The sequence below is a fragment of the Bradyrhizobium sp. SZCCT0148 genome, from assembly GCF_018129985.1.
GTDB classification, from domain to species: Bacteria; Pseudomonadota; Alphaproteobacteria; order Rhizobiales; family Xanthobacteraceae; genus Bradyrhizobium; species Bradyrhizobium japonicum_H.
In genome coordinates, this window is sequence record NZ_JAFCKT010000023.1 from 1 (window position 1) to 15,413 (window position 15,413).

The window sequence follows — 15,413 nt, forward strand, 5'->3', positions numbered from 1 at the left end:
CTTAAAGCTAGACTTAAGGTCACACGCTTCGCGAATTACCACCCGTCACGCAAGACGGCCCTCGTCGGAGGCGTACGTAGCGGACGAGCGCCGGCATTTCCTAAGTCGTCGTGAAAACGTATCGGCCCAGGCTCGGCCGCCAATTCCAAGTACTATGGGCTGGCGCTCCAGCACTCGCAGGCCCGCTACGTCGAAGCCGCCCCGCCGAAAACGCGAGAATGCTAATCGCGATCGCGGCGCGCAGAGGCGAAGGCACGTGCGGCTAGCTCCAATTCGAGATCAGTGATCCGCTCGAAGATATGAGCCGCGATCCTCTCTGATTCCTGGACAGTCAGCGACCGGATGCCGATGGACGTAAGCTCGTCTGTCAGGATTTTTGCGACAATCATTTTTACACTCATAACGGCCGGGTCCAAAGGCGAGTATCAAAGCTCAACCTGAAGACCAGCACAAGATCCAGAGGTAGATCACGAGTATCAACGTCGTCCACGGAACCCTCTGAGTTCGGGACCGAGCTGCTTACGGCCCCTTGCTCCGGGACGCTGACGTGACTTTAGAGGCCGGGCGTGTTGCTAAAAGCCGGCGGGTGACCGCTTGAACAAGGCCGTTGACGGTCTTGAAGCGCATTATTCCTCGCCGCGCTCGCGCTGCCTCGGAAAAGCGGATCGTGCGTTTCACCTTACCGTCGGTCGGCAACAGTACGTAGTCGAGTACGGTCTTGTTGTGCTCGGACAGACGAACACCAGTTCATGCTTGGAGCGATAGACCGACCCCATTCCCGCATTGGTCTTGTTCCAGATGCAGACGTTCTTAAGCTCGGCATAGTACCGATCACCCGCGAGCAGCATTTCCCGCATATGCCGCCAGTCCATGCAGACCTGGTAGATCGAGCCGTCCTTCGAGTAGTGGCAAAGCAGCCGGAAAACCTTTGGAGGAAGGTAGTGAATTCCTCCTGGCTCATCTCCCCCGAAACCATCGCAAATTCACGATGCTTGACGACTCCCAGTCCTGATACGTTGCCACCAATGCGTACATTGTACGGTGGGTCGGTGAAAATGAAGTCGGCCCGCTCGCGATCCATGAGATTGCGATACGCCGCGGGATTCGTCGCGTCACCACAGATGAGGACGTGCTTTCCAAGGCGCCAGGTATCTCCGAGGCGGCTTATGGGTGGACCTTCACCGCGCTCCGGAATCCGGTTTTCGGGCTGCTCGCTGTCCTCGTCGAAGTTTTCGATGATGCAGTCGACCTCGGCTGCTTCAAAGCCCGTCAAATCGACGTCGAACCCGACGTCTGCGAGCTCCCTTAGTTCGATAGCAAGCAGCGCGTTATCCCAACCCGCCTTTTCAGCTAGACGATTGTCCGCAAGAACGTAGGCGCGCTTGTCGGTCTCGCTCAGATGCGAAAGGCGCACACAGGGGACCGTCTCAAGGTTCAGCAGATTTGCGGCCGCAAGACGTCCATGGCCTGCAATCACCTGACCTTCATCATCGATCAGAATTGGATTGTTAAGCCCAAACGCTCAATGCTCTGCGCGATCTGCTTGACCTGCTTTGGCGAGTGTGTTCGGGCATTGCCCGCGTAGGGTGTCAACGTGTCAGTTGATAGTTGTTCGATCTGCATAATTTCCCTCCGGAATTGGGTTCTTTTGGGGAAGTGCCCCGGAGAGTTTTTCACACGATGAGCGGCGGAATTCGTTCACGGAAATTCCGCCGTCACCGCGAGCGATTGGAGGAAAATGTCGCTCAATCTCGGCGTCGAAGTCCTCGGAATCTGTGTTGTATTCTCCGCGATGCGGGTGCCCACGCTTCCACAAGGTGTGTTTATTGCGGAGGGTCGTCCAATCAATGTTCGGAAAGCGCTTTCCCGCCCAACGGGTCAACAGTCCGTAGGCGTACTCGCTGATGGCCTTATGATCGGCGGTACGTCGCTTCGCCACGTGACGTACCTTGAGCCGCCTGCACAGCCACGGATAGATCCGGTCGACCTGCTCGAGCGTAAAGTCCCCCAAGGCCGGGTTGTTGCGGGGCCGACCGCGACGCTTTGTGGCGGGAGGCTCGTGCCGGACGAACCATGGCGGATCGTTGCGAAGCTGCTGCGGCTGCTCGTCGAATGGAATGCTCATGTCGGTCTCCTTGAAGTCGCGGGTGCGGAGACGCTAGCGGAGAATGGAGACGCAGCAGAGAGCGGCGCGCCGCGTTGGTAAACGCTCAAAATCCGATATTGCGGATTCGGAGGGCTATGGGGGTAGCAGGCGAGTCCAATTGGCGAATGTAGAGGCCTCCTATTGGATTTTCGGAATCCATCACAAGGCCGTGACAAGCGCTGGTCCACAATCGCTGCAAGAAGGGCCTCAAGCGATTCAGCTTGGCCACCCTCCTGCTCAGCTGCTTCCGGCTAAGGGGAGATCAGCGGGGCGTCGTGCGCGCTCACCCCCTGGTTGCCGGAAAGCTTCCCTGCTTCGGCTCGATACATTCGCTGTTCTTTGAGGAAGAATTCGCTGATCGCAGTTTGGTATTCCCTGTTATTTTCCATCCCGCCTCTCGCCAGTGGCGCACAAGTCCCGGAAATCTTCGGGTTTTTGCGCAGATCTACGGCTCAATGGGGCTCAGCTTTTGCGAATATTCGCTGTTACCTAAGCCAGGTCGGCTACCGCTCGTCCGCGATCACCTTGCCGTCGTTCGGCAGTAGGCCGACACCGACTAGATCGACGCTTCCGCCAAGTTTCGTCACGGCGCGCAAGCTTGCCACAACCTCTTCGCGCAGGGCGTCATTCACAATCGCCGTTTCCGCTTTGAGCGTCATCGCATCGCTCTCGCCATGGCGTGTGACGACGAGGCGGAGCCTTCCGAGTTCCGAATGGCGCTTGCCGATCTCGGCGATCTGTTCGGGGCGGATGAACATGCCCTTGACCTTGGTGGTCTGGTCGGCGCGGCCCATCCAGCCCTTGATGCGCATGTTGGTGCGGCCGCACTTGCTCGGACCCGGCAGCGCCGCGGTGAGGTCGCCAAGGGCGAGCCGGATCCACGGATGGTGGGGATCGAGCGACGTCACCACGATCTCGCCGACGTCGCCCGACGCGACGGGATCGCCGGTGCCGGGCTTGACGATTTCCAGGATCAGGTCTTCGTTCACGACCATGCCCTCCCGCGCCTCGGTCTCGAACGCGATGAGTCCGAGATCGGCGGTTCCGAAGGCCTGGTAGGCGTCGATGCCGCGCGCCTGGAGCTCGGCCTGGAGCGAGGGCGGGAACGCCGCGCCGGAAACCAGTGCGCGCTTGATCGAGGAGACGTCGCGGCCTGAACTGGCGGCCGCATCGAGCAATATCTTCAGGAAGTCCGGCGTGCCGCTGTAGCCAACCGGGCGGTAAGCTTCGATCAGCTCGAATTGCTGTTCGGTATTGCCGGGCCCCGCCGGGATCACGGCACAGCCGAGCGCGCGGGCCGAGGCGTCGAAGATGAAGCCGCCCGGGGTGAGGTGGTAGCTGAAGGTGTTGAGGACGATGTCATCGGGCCGGAACCCGGCCGCGAACAACGCCCTTGCGCCCCGCCAGGGATCGGCCTGCCGTCCCTCCGGCTCGAAGATCGGGCCGGGGGAGGTGAAGAGGCGGGCGAATGAGCCGGCGGGCGCTGCCACGAAGCCTCCGAAGGGTGCAGAGGCCTTGTGCAGCGCGGGCAGTTCCGACTTGCGCAAGACCGGCAGACCCGCCAGAGCGGCCCTGGAGGTCACGGCGGCCGGATCGATGCCTCTCAGCCGCTCGGCATAGGCCGGTGCGGCCGTCGCGGCTCGCAGCACCTCCGGCAGGCGGGAGAACAGATCGGCCTCGCGGGCCGCTTGTTCGCGCGTCTCGCGGGCGTCGTAGTGGGCGGTCATGGCTGTTCTTTCCGTGTTGGCATCCGTTGCGCGCCGCCGCCGGCGTGGGTATCAGACGGCCACTGGCAAGGCCCGGAGAGGACGCGATGGCGGACGAAGGAATCATGGCGGCGGGGGAGGCGACGGACGTCGTCGCGCGCCTGAAGCGCCGCATGATCGAGGAGGCGCTGCCGCTGTGGTCGACCGTCGGCTGGGATCCTGCCGCCGGCGGGTTCATCGACCGGCTGCACCACGACGGCGCTGCGGATGCGGCTGCGCCGCGGCGCGTGTTCGTGCAGGCGCGCCAGATCTATTGCTACGCCAAGGCCGCACAAATGGGCTGGTACCCTGAGGGCCGTGCCATCGCGCTGAAGGGGCTGGAGCATCTGCTCAGCAAAGCCAAAGCGCCCGACGGCCGGCCCGGTTACGTACACCGGCTGACGCCGGAGGGGACGGTGCTGGACGGCCGGCGCGATGCCTACGACCACGCTTTCATCCTGTTCGCGCTCGCGACCGTCTACGCGCTCGACCGGGACGCTCAAATTCGTGCCGAGATCGACGCGCTGCTGGCCTTCCTCGACGGCCATCTCCGTTCGCCGCATGGCGGCGTGCACGAAGGCCTTCCGGTTTCGCTGCCGCGCCGACAAAACCCGCACATGCATCTGTTCGAGGCGATGATCGCGTGTTTCGACGCAACCCATGATCTGTCGTTTCAGAACCGTGCCGGCGAGTTTTTTGCGCTGTTCCTCGCCAATCTCTACGACAAGCAGAAGCGCATCCTTACGGAGTATTTCGAGGAGGACTGGTCGAAGATCGAGCCTGTCAGCGTCGAGCCGGGCCATCAGGCGGAATGGGTCTGGCTGCTGAAAGGTTTTGAACGCATCACGGGATGCCCGACCGGTCAGCGGCGCGCCGAGTTGCTTGCGACCGCGCTGCGGTATCGCGACGAGGCCACGGGTTGCCTGATCGACGAGGGGGACGACGTCGGCAACATTCGCCGCGGCACGCGCCGGCTTTGGCCGCAGACCGAGATCGCGAAGGCGTGGATCGCGCAGGCCGAGTCCGGCGAGCCGGGCGCAGCGGACGAGGCGCGTGCGGCGCTGGTGCGGCTCGAACGGCACTATCTCAGCCATCCCGTGAGGGGCGGCTGGTACGACCAGTTCGATCGCGACGGCAAGTCGCTGATCGACACCATTCCCGCGTCGTCGTTCTATCATGTTCTCTGCGCAGTCACGGAAGCGGAGCAGGTGCTGGGTTAGAGCCACCTCTTGCGCCGCTTGAAGCTCTTGAGGTTCTTGAAGCTCTTGCGCTGGTCGCCGGCGCCGCCGAGGTAGAATTCCTTGACGTCCTCGTTGTCGCGCAACTCGTCAGCGGTGCCGTCGAGCACGACCTTGCCCTGCTCCATGATGTAACCGTGGCTTGCCACCGACAGCGCGGCGCGTGCGTTCTGCTCGACCAGAAGGATGGTGACGCCGAGGTCGCGGTTGATCTTCTGGATGATCGCGAACACCTCTTTCACCAGCAGCGGCGACAGGCCCATCGACGGCTCGTCCATCAGGATCATCTTCGGCCGCGCCATCAGCGCGCGGCCGATGGCGAGCATCTGCTGCTCGCCGCCGGAGAGATAGCCGGCCAGACCCGTGCGCTCCTTCAGGCGCGGGAAATAGGTGAAGACCATGTCGATATCGGCATCGACCTCGCGGTCCCGTCGCGTGAAGGCGCCGAGCTTGAGGTTCTCCAGCGACGTCATGTCGGAGACGATGCGCCGTCCCTCCATCACCTGGAAGATGCCGCGGCGGACGATCTTGTCGGGATCGATGCCGTTGATCCTCTCCCCCTCGAACAGGATCTCCCCGCGCGTGACCTCGCCGTCCTCTGTTTTGAGTAGCCCCGAGATCGCTTTCAGCGTCGTCGACTTGCCGGCGCCGTTGGCGCCCAGCAGCGCCACGATCGCACCCTTGGGGACGTCGAGGCTGAGGCCGCGCAGCACCAGGATGACGTCGTCATAGACCACCTCGATGTTGCGCACGGCGAGGAGCGGGGCGGGAGCCACAGCGGTGGGCGTGGAGCGAGGAGCTTCGATGGTTTCGGTCATGGGATATGTCGCCGATCTTCTTCTCGTCATGCCCGGGCTTGTCCCGGGCATCCACGTTCTTCATGCCGTCGGACGTGGATGGCCGGGACAAGCCCGGCCATGACGTCGGAAGTTGCTGTTACCAGCCCAGCAGCTCAGCCTTGCGCGGCAGCTCGACGGTCTTGACCTTCTCGAGCTTGATCGCGCCCTTGGCCATGAGATCGTTGAGGTCGCCGTCGGTCGCGCCTGTGATCTTGGTGCGATAAAGGTCGACCTTCAGCGTGCCGCGGTGGTCCTTTTCGGTCCAGGTCGAAGGATTGCAGACGCCTTCCATCCCGGCCGGGACCCAATCCTTCTTCTGATAGAAGCCCTTGCGGACGTTCTCGCCGGTGGCGCCGCCGTTCTTGGCGGCCCAGTCGAGCGCTTCCTTCATGTAGAGCGACGAACAGACGGCCGCGATGTAGTGCACCGGGCGATAGACCTTTCCGGTGGGGTCGGACATCTTGGAGATTTCCATCACCGTCTTCATGCCGGGCGCATCGCCACCCCAGCTCACCGCAGTACGCAGCGGGAAGATCACGCCGTTGGCGGCGTCGCCGGCCGTCTTGGCGGCGTTCTCGTCCATGCCCCAGACATTGCCCATGAACTGGATCTCGACGCCCGCGGTCTTGCACGCCTTCATCACCGAGATGTTGGAGGCCGCGGTGTTGCCGAGATAGGCGTAGTTGGCGCCCGAGGACTTCAGGCTCAGGCACTGGGCGCTGTAGTCGCCCGGCGCCAAAGCAAACACGAGCGGCGGCAGCACTTCGAAGCCGAGCTCCTGCGCCATGGCTTCGCCCGCGGCCTTCGGCGCGTTCGGATACGGATGATTGGCGCCCATGTGGACGAATTTCGGCTTGCCGGACTTGCCTTTGGCCTTCCAGTCCTCGGCTGCCCAGATCAGCATCGCACGTAGCGAGTCCGAATAGCTCGGGCCGTAAAAGAAGTTATAGGGCGCGGGCTTGGCCTTGCCGCTGACGCCTTCGGGATCGGTGAGGGCTGCGGCATAGGAGCCGGACATATCGGGGATCTTGTCCTGGGCGAGGAAGCCGGTCAGCGCCTCCGTGTCGGCGGTGCCCCAACCCATGATCGCGGCGACCTTGCTGTCCGGCGCCGACCACTTCTTGTAGAGCGCGATCGCGCGCGGAACCTGGTAGCCATAGTCGTTGGTGTCGACGTTGAGCTGCTTGCCGCCGACGCCGCCGTTCTTGTTGACCCAGGCGAATGTGTCGGCGACGGCCTGGCCATAGGGTGTGCCGACGTCGGACGTGCCGCCTGAGCGATCCTCGAGGTGGCCAACTGCGATCTGCGCTTGCGCCCCGGCGGAAAAAGCCGCGATGAGAAGCGCGAGCGACGCGGTGCTCAAAAAGGATTTGGTCTTCATGGGTCGGTTCCTCCTGTTATTTTTTTGGTGAAGTTGCCCGCGCTCAATGCGAGAACGGGTAGAGTTTCCAGTATGTCTTGATCTGTCGCCAACGATGCGCGAGCCCGTCGGGCTCGAACATCAGGAAGGCGATGATGATGACCCCGATGGCGATCTCGCGCAGGAAGGTAAGGTTGTTGTTGAGCGACAGAGCCTTGTCGATCGCGCCTCCCTTCAGGTGGCCGCTCAGGAATTCCATGGACTCCGGCAGCAGCACGACGAACGCGGTGCCCATCAGCGTGCCCATGATCGATCCGGTGCCGCCGATGATGATCATGGCAAGGAACAGGATCGAGCGCTCGATGCCGAAACCTTCCTGCGACACCACGAGCTGGTAATGCGCATAGAGCGCGCCGGCGATGCCGGCGAAGAAGGCCGCCAAGCCAAACGACAGCGTGCGGTATTTGGTGAGGTTGATGCCCATGATCTCGGCGGACAGATAATGGTCGCGGATCGCCACCAGCGCACGGCCGTCGCGCGTGCGCATCAGATTGGTGACCAGAATGTAGCAGAGCAGCACATAGGCCAGCACGACGTAGAAATACTGCTTGTCGCCGCGAAGCGTGTAGCCGAAGATCGAGAAGGGATTGGCGCTCGCCGGTACCGAGCCGCCGGTGAACCACTCGGCGCGGGAGAAGAAGTCGAGCAGGATATATTGCGCGGCCAGCGTCGCAATGACGAGATAGAGCCCCTTCAGCCTTGCCGCCGGGATACCGAAGATCAGTCCAACCAGCGCGGTGATGACGCCCGCGAGCGGGATCGCGAAGAACACCGGGATCGGTGCGTTGTTGGAGATGTAGGCCGAGGTAAAGGCGCCGAGCAGGAAGAAGGCGGCATGCCCGATCGAGATCTGTCCGGTGAAGCCGACCAGGATGTTGAGACCTAGCGCCGCGATCGAAAAGATGCCGATCTGGATCAGGACGCTGAGCCAGTAGCCGCTGAAGAACTGCGGCGCCAGACATAGCAACAGCACGCCCGCAATTGCGAAGTTGCGGCTCGTTGTGGTTGGAAAGATCGTGGTGTCGGCCGCGTAGGAGGTGCGGAAATCACCAGCAGGAATGAGGGCAGGGCCGGCCATGAATCAGATCCGCTCGATGTCGTGGGTGCCGAACAGGCCGTAGGGCTTGATCATCAGCACGATGATGAGGACGTAGAACGGCGCGATCTCGTAGAGATTGCCCCAGTGCAGATATTCGCTGTCGACATATTGCGCGACGTTCTCGAGCAGGCCGATGATGATCCCGCCGAGTACGGCGCCGCCGACGGAATCGAGCCCGCCGAGGATCGCCGCGGGAAATACCTTGATGCCATAAGCGGCAAGGCCCGAGGACACGCCGTTCACCACCGCGACGACGACGCCCGCGACCGCCGATACCGTCGCGGAGATCGCCCAGGCCATCGCGAACACGCTCTTCACTGAAATGCCGAGGGATTGCGCGACCTGCTGGTTGAACGCGGTGGCGCGCATCGCAAGGCCGTATTTGGAGGCGCGGAAGAACCAGGCCATGCCGATCATCATGGCGACCGAGACCACGAGGCTCATGACGTAGACGGTCTGGATCTGCAAGCCGAGCAAGTTGACCGACTGGCTCTCGAATACGCGCGGGAACGGCTGCGGGTTGACGCCGAACATCCATTTCAGCGTCGCCTGCAGCACGGTGGAGAGGCCGATCGTCACCATGATCACGGATATGATGGGCTCGCCGATCATCGGCCGCAGGATCAGCACCTGGATCGCGATGCCGAACACGAACATGAACACCAGCGTCATCGGCATGCCGATCCAGAACGGCACCTGGTATTTGGCGAGCAGGGCCCAGCACACCCAGGCCCCAACCAGCAGCAATTCACCTTGCGCGAAGTTAACGACCTGCGTTGCCTTGTAGATCAGCACGAACGACATCGCGACCACGCCGTAGAGCGTGCCGACCACGAGCCCGTTGACCAGGAGCTGGATGAGGAAGGCTGTGTTCATCTCATTCTATCCTTCACTCCGCGGCTTCCGCCATGTGACCGTGGCCGCCCAGGTCCACCACGCGCAGCGTCGTCCGCACGCGCTGCGTGGTGCCGTCCTGGAAGCGGATCACGGTGTCGACAGGGATCTCGGGGTCGCCGCGGTAGATCGCATCGATGATGCCTTCATATTTCTCGTTGATGACGCTGCGCCGAACCTTTCGCGTGCGGGTGAGCTCGCCGTCGTCGGCATCGAGCTCCTTGTAAAGCAGCAGGAACCGCGAGATGCGTTGCGCCGGCGGCAGCGTGGCGTTGACCGTCTCGACCTCCCTGCGGAGCAGCGCATAGACCTCCGGCCGCGAGGCGAGGTCGCTGTAGGTCGTGAAGGAGAGGCGGTTCTTCTCCGCCCATTTCGAGATGATGGAATAGCGGATGCAGATCATCGCCGCGAGCGCATCGCGGTCGGCCCCGAGCACGACGGCTTCGGCGATATAGGGCGAGAACTTCAGCTTGTTCTCGATGAACTGCGGCGAGAAGCGCTCGCCGCGCGAGGTCTCGGCGAGATCCTTGATGCGGTCGATGACGACGAGCTGATGGTTGGCATTGAAATAGCCCGCATCGCCCGACAGCATCCAGCCGTCCTTGATGTCGGCGACGCTGGCCTCGGGATTCTTGTAATAGCCGAGGAACATGTTGGGATGCCGCACCACGATCTCGCCGACGCCGTGGACGTCGGGATTATCGATGCGGATCTCGACTTGGTCGGACATCGGCACGCCCGTGGTATCAGGATCAACCTTGCCCTCGGGATGCAGCGTGTAGGCCCCCAGTAGCTCGGTCTGGCCGTAGAGCGTGCGCAGCGGCACGCCCATGGCCTGGAAGAACTTGAAGGTCTCGGGCCCGAGCGCGGCGCCGCCGGTCGCGGCCGAGCGCAGCCTGGTGAAGCCGAGGCGGTCGCGCAATGCACGGAACAGGATGGCGTCGGCAAGGCCCGAGCGCTTGCCTTGCTCGAGCGCGGCGAGGCCGCTCTTCATCCCGAGATCGAACAGGCTTTGCTTGAGAGGGGTGGCATCCATCACCTTGGCGCGGACATCCGCGGCGATCGATTCCCAGACGCGGGGCGCGAACAGGACGAAGGTCGGCGCGATCTCGCGCAGGTCGTTCATCATCGTGTCGGGTTCTTCGACGAAGTTGATCTTCATCCGGCACAGGAGGCCTTTGCCGAGCACGTAGACCTGCTCCATGATCCACGGCAGCGGGAGCACCGAGACGTATTCGTCATCCGGTCCCTTCGGATCGAAGGCGAGATAAGTAGCACAGTGGCCGAGCACACGGCCGGCGGCCAGCATCGCGAGCTTGGGATGGGACGTCGTGCCCGACGTCGTGCAGAGGATCGCGACGTCTTCGCCCTTGGTGGCATCGACCAATCTGTCGTACAGCTCGGGCTCGCGGGTGGCGCGGGCGCGGCCGAGTTCTGCGAATTTCTCGGCCGACATCAGCCTGGGATCGTCGTATTTCCGCATGCCGCGCGGGTCGGAATAGATGATGTGCTTCAGCCTCGGCGCGCGTTCCGCCAGCACAAGCAGCTTGTCGACCTGCTCCTCGTCCTCGGCGAAGACGAGCTGGGCTTCTCCATAGTTGAGCAGATAGGAGGCCTCTTCATCCAGCACGTCGCGATAAAGTCCGAGGCTGAGGCCGCCGATGGCGTGCGTTGCCACTTCCGCCGCGATCCAGTCCGGCCGGTTGTCGCCGATGATGCCGATGACGTCACCGCGCCCGAGACCCAGCTCGACAAGGCCGAGCGCGAAATCGCGCACCCGCGTCTGGTAGTCGTTCCAGGTGAACACGCGCCAGAGCCCGAGATCCTTCTCGCGCAGGGCGATCTCGCTGCCGTGCTCCCTGGCATTGAGCCGGAGCATCTTCGGATAGGTGTCGGCCTGGGCGACGCGGCCTGCGTAATCCATCATGCCGCGCTCTCCTGCGCGGGGGCAGCGTCGTCGGGATCCACCAGGACCTCGTCTTCTTCGCCCAGATAGGCGCGCCTGACGTGCGGATCGGCGAGCACCGTTGCCGGATCGCCTTCGGCGATCTTCTTGCCGAAATCCAGCACCATGACGCGGTGGGAGATGTCCATCACCACGCCCATGTCGTGCTCGATCATCACCACCGTCATCCCGAATTCCTCGTTGAGATCGACGATGTAGCGGGCCATGTCCTCCTTCTCTTCGAAATTCATGCCGGCCATCGGCTCGTCGAGGAGAATGAGACGCGGCTCCAGCGCCATGGCGCGCGCGAGCTCCACGCGCTTGCGCAGGCCGTAGGAGAGGGTGCCGGCGGTGGCTTTTCGCACCGACTGCAGGTCGAGGAAGTCGATGATTTCCTCTACCTTGCGGCGATGCTCGAGCTCCTCCTTGCGTGCGCCGGTGAGCCAGTACAGCGAGCCCGTGAGGAAATTGTTCTTCAGAAGGTGGTGGCGCCCGACCATGATGTTGTCGAGCACGCTCATATGGTGGAACAGAGCGAGGTTCTGGAAGGTGCGGCCGATCCCGAGCGAGGCCCGCGCATTCGGCGTCATGCCGGTGATGTCACGGCCCCGGTAGAACAGCTGGCCTTCGGTCGGCTTGTAGCGACCGGAAATACAGTTCACGATCGAGGTCTTGCCGGCCCCGTTGGGGCCGATGATCGAGAACAGCTCGCCTTCCCGGATGGCAAAGCTGACATCGGTCAGCGCCCGGACGCCGCCGAATCGCAAGGACACGCCGCGCACTTCAAGACTGGTAGCCACCAAACAATTCCCTCCCGGTGATGGCGCGTTCAGCGGCGCTCTTCGTCGGTTCCTCTCGGTGCGATCCTAGTACGGCCGTGCCGGTGAGGCCATGCAGCAGATGGTCTCCACCGAAGGCCGCGCCGCTCTCATTCCCGCTGGGGATCAAAAGCCGCATCGCCCGAGGTGGCTCTCAATAGGGGAAAGCGCTATTTTGAAATGTCTCCCGGCTGACAATTCTGCGACAAAGTTTTTCGGGTGGCCGCAGCCTTCGTCTTTCGTCGGATGGCTGCCGAAACGATCGTGTTGCGGTGCAGCAGAAGACTTGGGTGACGTTACAGTGCGGCTGGCTTCGCGATCATGATTTCAGAGGATCAACTGAAGCGCGTCGCCGCCTGGTCACGTGAGCTCACGCAGGCTGAGATCGAAGTCGCTCGCGCAGGCATCACCGAGCGGTCCTATGGCACCGGAGAGACCGTGTTCATGCGCGGCGACACCTTCGACTATTGGGCCGGCATGGTCTTTGGCCTCGCCCGGATGGGCGGCGTTTCGCGCGACGGCAAGGAAACGAGCCTTGCCGGTCTCACGGCAGGGGCCTGGTTCGGCGAGGGCAGTGTCCTCAAGAACGAGCCGCGCCGCTACGACGTGGTCGCGCTGCGCAACAGCCGCGTCGCGCTGATGGAACGCAGCGCCTTCATGTGGCTGTTCGAGAACAGCGTCGGCTTCAACCGCTTTTTGGTGCGCCAGCTCAACGAGCGGCTCGGACAGTTCATCGGCATGCTCGAGGTCAACCGTACGCTGGATGCCACCGCGCGCCTCGCCCGCGGCATAGCCTCGCTGTTCAACCCGATCCTCTACCCGGAATCGACCGCCCATCTGGAGATCACCCAGGAGGAGATCGGCGCGCTCTCCGGCATGTCCCGCCAGAATGCCAACCGCGCGCTGAACCGGCTCGAAAAGGAGGGGCTGCTTCGGCTCGAATATGGCGGCGTCACCATCCTCGATGTCGAGAAGCTGCGCGGGTACGGGGATTAGGCGCCTTAGCGCGCATTTGCGGGTGCGTGCACCGGCCAGAGATCGGCGCGCCAGCGGATCGCGATCGCCAGCATCGCGATGAACCCCGCAGCGGCATAGAGCGAACCCGTCGCGGAATAGCCGATGATGTCGATCAGGCTGCCGGCCGCGAGCAGGCCGGGCGGCAGGCCGTAGATCACCATCATGCGCACACCCATGACGCGGCCGCGCAGATGCGCGCTCGCCGTGCGCATCAGGATCACCGCGGCCGAGATCATCGACATGCTCTGGGCGATGCCGGCGAGAACGAGGCAGGCCATCGCCACAGGCATCGTCCTGATCTCGACGAACACCAGCAGCACGGCGTACCAGGCCAGCGTCGCGCCGATCAGGAGCCGGGCAATGCGCAGTCCGCCGACCAGGCTGAGCGTGATCGAGCCGATCAGCGAGCCGACGGCGAAGCTTGCCGAGAGATAGCCAAGGCCGGTCTGGTCGGTGTGAAAGATGTCGCGCGCGATGTAGGGCAATAGTCCGCTGGTGAACGGAAATGCTGTGAGATTGGCCAGGAAAGCGACAGACAGCGCGGCGCCCATTGCCGGGCCATTCCAGGCGTAGACCATCCCTTCCTTCAGTTCGTCCAGCAGTCGTGAAACAGCGCGGCTGTTCGCCGGTAGATCGGTCGTAACAACGGACCTCTTCGGCCGGGTCAGGCAGAACATGAGAACCGCGGCTAACAGGTAGAGGCAGGCGACCGCCGCATAGACCAGTCCGATGCCGAGCGCGGCGAAGAGGCCGGCTCCCGTCAGCGCTCCGGCAATGCGCGCGCTGTCCTGGGTCGTGCGTGACAGGCTGATCGCGCCGACCAGCAGCTCGGCCGGCATGATGCCGGCGAGCAATGCGCTGCGAAGGCCGAGATCGGAGGAGCGGATCAGGCCCATGATCGTCACGATGATCATGACCTTGAGTGGCCCGAGATGGCCCGTCAGCGCCAGTACCATGGTGGTCGAGGCGAGCACCGTATAGGTGAGGCGCAGCACGACCAATAGATCGCGATGACCCATGCGATCGCCGATCATACCGAGCACCGGTGCGACGAGTGTCCCGACATACTGAAGCGACCCCAGCACGGTGAGCAGCAGCACGGAGCCGGTCTCGACCAGGATGTACCAGCCGAGCACCAGCGTCTCGATCTCGAACGCCCAGGAGGTGAGCAGGTCGGAAGGCCACTGGAAACGATAGTTGCGGATGCGGAATGGCGCGAGCGCCGAGGGCCGTGCGGCTGCGCTCACAGCGCGATGACTCGTATCACGGCGATTCCCTTGCCCCAGTTGTTTCTTGTGTCCGTCGGCAACGTATCGCCGGTGATGGTCGTGTCAATTGGAGCTGCTGCAGGCCGCCCTTGCGCTCAACTCTTAGCTCGTCGTCGTTCTCGGCTTCCGTCCCGCCAGCGCCGTGGCCATGGCCGAGATCAGCGGGCGCATGAAATAGGCTTCGTCCGCCGGTGAGACGTCGGTGCGCAGGCCATGCGCGGCGAGCTCGCCCGAGACCGCCGGTCCCACCGAGGCGATCAGCGTCCGCTCCAGACCAGCGCGCAGCTTCGCCTCGCTGCCATGCGCCTTCGCGGCCTCGATCAGCCGCCGGACCTGGCCGAGATTGGTCAGCGCAATGGAGTCGATTCGCCCCTTGGCCATGTCGTCGATGGCGGTGACGATGTTGGCATCGGCGGCCTTGGAATCGTAGACATAGGGCAGCACGCTATCGACATCGGCGCCCTGCGCGGCCAGCGCGCCGGTCAACGCGCCGTGGTCCTTGTCCGGATAGAGCTGCAGGCCGAGGCGCCGTCCCTTCAGGTCGAGCTTTCCCAGCATCTCGATCACGCCCTCGGTGGTTGGCTTCTCCGTGGTCTGCTGCGCCTCGAGGCCGACCTCGCGCAGTGCCTTGCCGGGCTTCGGCCCCCTGGTGAACTTTCGCGACTTGGCGAGGGCCATCACCAGCGCCTGGTCGAGCCCGCGGGCGACGGCGAGTTTCATGATCCGCCGCAGGCCTTCGCCGGTCATCATCACGAGGTCGTCGAAGGGCTTCTCGATGGCGCGGCGGATCCAGGCCTCGACGGGGGCGGGGTCCGGTGCGTCGTGGATGGTGAACATCGGGCATTGCACGACATCGGCGCCTTGCTCGGCCAGCAGCTTCGAAAACTGCGCTTCCTCGCGCGTTTCCAGGATCAGGATGCGGGTGCCGTTCAAACGGTCGGCCATGGGAATGCTCCGGGATAAGTCGCAATCGTTCGTTCATCC

At 63.3% G+C, this 15,413-nt stretch carries 14 protein-coding genes; 2 read left to right on the top strand and 12 right to left on the bottom strand.

Going from position 1 to position 15,413, the window contains the following annotated elements; translation table 11 throughout:
• Positions 1-221: 221 nt before the first annotated feature.
• The 4 genes from JQ580_RS32025 to JQ580_RS32040 form a co-directional block, all read right to left on the bottom strand.
• Positions 222-389 carry a hypothetical protein gene (locus JQ580_RS32025; protein WP_249134594.1) on the bottom strand — a complete coding sequence of 56 codons (168 nt, stop codon included), beginning with the start codon at positions 387-389 and terminating at the stop codon, positions 222-224.
• A gap of 290 nt (positions 390-679) precedes the next feature.
• Entirely contained in the window at positions 680-1,477 is a 798-nt protein-coding gene (locus JQ580_RS32030) for a ParB/RepB/Spo0J family partition protein (protein WP_212285094.1), read from the bottom strand.
• A 120-nt stretch (positions 1,478-1,597) separates the two neighbouring features.
• Positions 1,598-2,125, bottom strand: coding sequence for a hypothetical protein (locus JQ580_RS32035; RefSeq protein WP_212285096.1), 528 nt, complete (start codon positions 2,123-2,125; stop codon positions 1,598-1,600).
• A gap of 524 nt (positions 2,126-2,649) precedes the next feature.
• Complete coding sequence (locus tag JQ580_RS32040; protein WP_212285098.1) at positions 2,650-3,873, bottom strand: phenylacetate--CoA ligase family protein; 1,224 nt, start codon at positions 3,871-3,873, stop codon at positions 2,650-2,652.
• A gap of 86 nt (positions 3,874-3,959) precedes the next feature.
• Between JQ580_RS32040 and JQ580_RS32045 the strand changes: the two genes are divergently transcribed.
• Positions 3,960-5,111 carry an AGE family epimerase/isomerase gene (locus JQ580_RS32045; RefSeq protein ID WP_212285100.1) on the top strand — a complete coding sequence of 384 codons (1,152 nt, stop codon included), beginning with the start codon at positions 3,960-3,962 and terminating at the stop codon, positions 5,109-5,111.
• Here the strand turns inward: JQ580_RS32045 and JQ580_RS32050 are convergent.
• The 6 genes from JQ580_RS32050 to JQ580_RS32075 all read right to left on the bottom strand — a co-directional run bounded on the left by JQ580_RS32050 (position 5,108) and on the right by JQ580_RS32075 (position 12,126).
• Entirely contained in the window at positions 5,108-5,947 is an 840-nt protein-coding gene (locus tag JQ580_RS32050) for an ABC transporter ATP-binding protein (RefSeq protein ID WP_212285102.1), read from the bottom strand. The two genes, JQ580_RS32045 and JQ580_RS32050, sit on opposite strands and share 4 nt — an antisense overlap.
• A gap of 118 nt (positions 5,948-6,065) precedes the next feature.
• Entirely contained in the window at positions 6,066-7,349 is a 1,284-nt protein-coding gene (locus JQ580_RS32055) for an ABC transporter substrate-binding protein (RefSeq protein ID WP_212285104.1), read from the bottom strand.
• A 43-nt stretch (positions 7,350-7,392) separates the two neighbouring features.
• On the bottom strand, positions 7,393-8,466 hold the full coding sequence (locus JQ580_RS32060) for a branched-chain amino acid ABC transporter permease (RefSeq protein WP_212285105.1): 1,074 nt from the start codon (positions 8,464-8,466) through the stop codon (positions 7,393-7,395).
• A gap of 3 nt (positions 8,467-8,469) precedes the next feature.
• On the bottom strand, positions 8,470-9,363 hold the full coding sequence (locus tag JQ580_RS32065) for a branched-chain amino acid ABC transporter permease (RefSeq protein WP_212285107.1): 894 nt from the start codon (positions 9,361-9,363) through the stop codon (positions 8,470-8,472).
• 13 nt (positions 9,364-9,376) lie between these two features.
• Positions 9,377-11,308 (bottom strand): long-chain fatty acid--CoA ligase, encoded by a 1,932-nt coding sequence (locus JQ580_RS32070; protein ID WP_212285109.1) that lies wholly within the window; start codon positions 11,306-11,308, stop codon positions 9,377-9,379.
• Positions 11,305-12,126, bottom strand: a complete 822-nt coding sequence (locus JQ580_RS32075; protein ID WP_212285111.1) for an ABC transporter ATP-binding protein — start codon at positions 12,124-12,126, stop codon at positions 11,305-11,307. The genes JQ580_RS32070 and JQ580_RS32075 overlap by 4 nt, the downstream gene beginning before the upstream one ends.
• Positions 12,127-12,465: 339 nt before the next feature.
• Between JQ580_RS32075 and JQ580_RS32080 the strand changes: the two genes are divergently transcribed.
• The gene (locus JQ580_RS32080) at positions 12,466-13,140 is read left to right on the top strand and encodes a Crp/Fnr family transcriptional regulator (RefSeq protein WP_212285113.1); all 675 of its coding nucleotides are present in this window, start codon (positions 12,466-12,468) and stop codon (positions 13,138-13,140) included.
• A 5-nt stretch (positions 13,141-13,145) separates the two neighbouring features.
• On the opposite strand, the gene JQ580_RS32085 is transcribed toward JQ580_RS32080, so the two are convergent.
• Positions 13,146-14,408, bottom strand: coding sequence for an MFS transporter (locus JQ580_RS32085; protein ID WP_212285115.1), 1,263 nt, complete (start codon positions 14,406-14,408; stop codon positions 13,146-13,148).
• A gap of 123 nt (positions 14,409-14,531) precedes the next feature.
• Positions 14,532-15,374 carry a uroporphyrinogen-III synthase gene (locus tag JQ580_RS32090; protein WP_212285117.1) on the bottom strand — a complete coding sequence of 281 codons (843 nt, stop codon included), beginning with the start codon at positions 15,372-15,374 and terminating at the stop codon, positions 14,532-14,534.
• Between the last annotated feature and the right edge of the window lie 39 nt (positions 15,375-15,413).

What these genes read in the sequence shown, in the direction of transcription:
- JQ580_RS32025 (WP_249134594.1), bottom strand. Translation starts at nt 389, where the DNA reads ATGATTGTCGCAAAAATCCTGACAGACGAGCTTACGTCCATCGGCATC.
- JQ580_RS32035 (WP_212285096.1), bottom strand. Translation starts at nt 2,125, where the DNA reads ATGAGCATTCCATTCGACGAGCAGCCGCAGCAGCTTCGCAACGATCCG.
- JQ580_RS32040 (WP_212285098.1), bottom strand. Translation starts at nt 3,873, where the DNA reads ATGACCGCCCACTACGACGCCCGCGAGACGCGCGAACAAGCGGCCCGC.
- JQ580_RS32045 (WP_212285100.1), top strand. Translation starts at nt 3,960, where the DNA reads ATGGCGGACGAAGGAATCATGGCGGCGGGGGAGGCGACGGACGTCGTC.
- JQ580_RS32050 (WP_212285102.1), bottom strand. Translation starts at nt 5,947, where the DNA reads ATGACCGAAACCATCGAAGCTCCTCGCTCCACGCCCACCGCTGTGGCT.
- JQ580_RS32055 (WP_212285104.1), bottom strand. Translation starts at nt 7,349, where the DNA reads ATGAAGACCAAATCCTTTTTGAGCACCGCGTCGCTCGCGCTTCTCATC.
- JQ580_RS32060 (WP_212285105.1), bottom strand. Translation starts at nt 8,466, where the DNA reads ATGGCCGGCCCTGCCCTCATTCCTGCTGGTGATTTCCGCACCTCCTAC.
- JQ580_RS32065 (WP_212285107.1), bottom strand. Translation starts at nt 9,363, where the DNA reads ATGAACACAGCCTTCCTCATCCAGCTCCTGGTCAACGGGCTCGTGGTC.
- JQ580_RS32070 (WP_212285109.1), bottom strand. Translation starts at nt 11,308, where the DNA reads ATGATGGATTACGCAGGCCGCGTCGCCCAGGCCGACACCTATCCGAAG.
- JQ580_RS32080 (WP_212285113.1), top strand. Translation starts at nt 12,466, where the DNA reads ATGATTTCAGAGGATCAACTGAAGCGCGTCGCCGCCTGGTCACGTGAG.
- JQ580_RS32090 (WP_212285117.1), bottom strand. Translation starts at nt 15,374, where the DNA reads ATGGCCGACCGTTTGAACGGCACCCGCATCCTGATCCTGGAAACGCGC.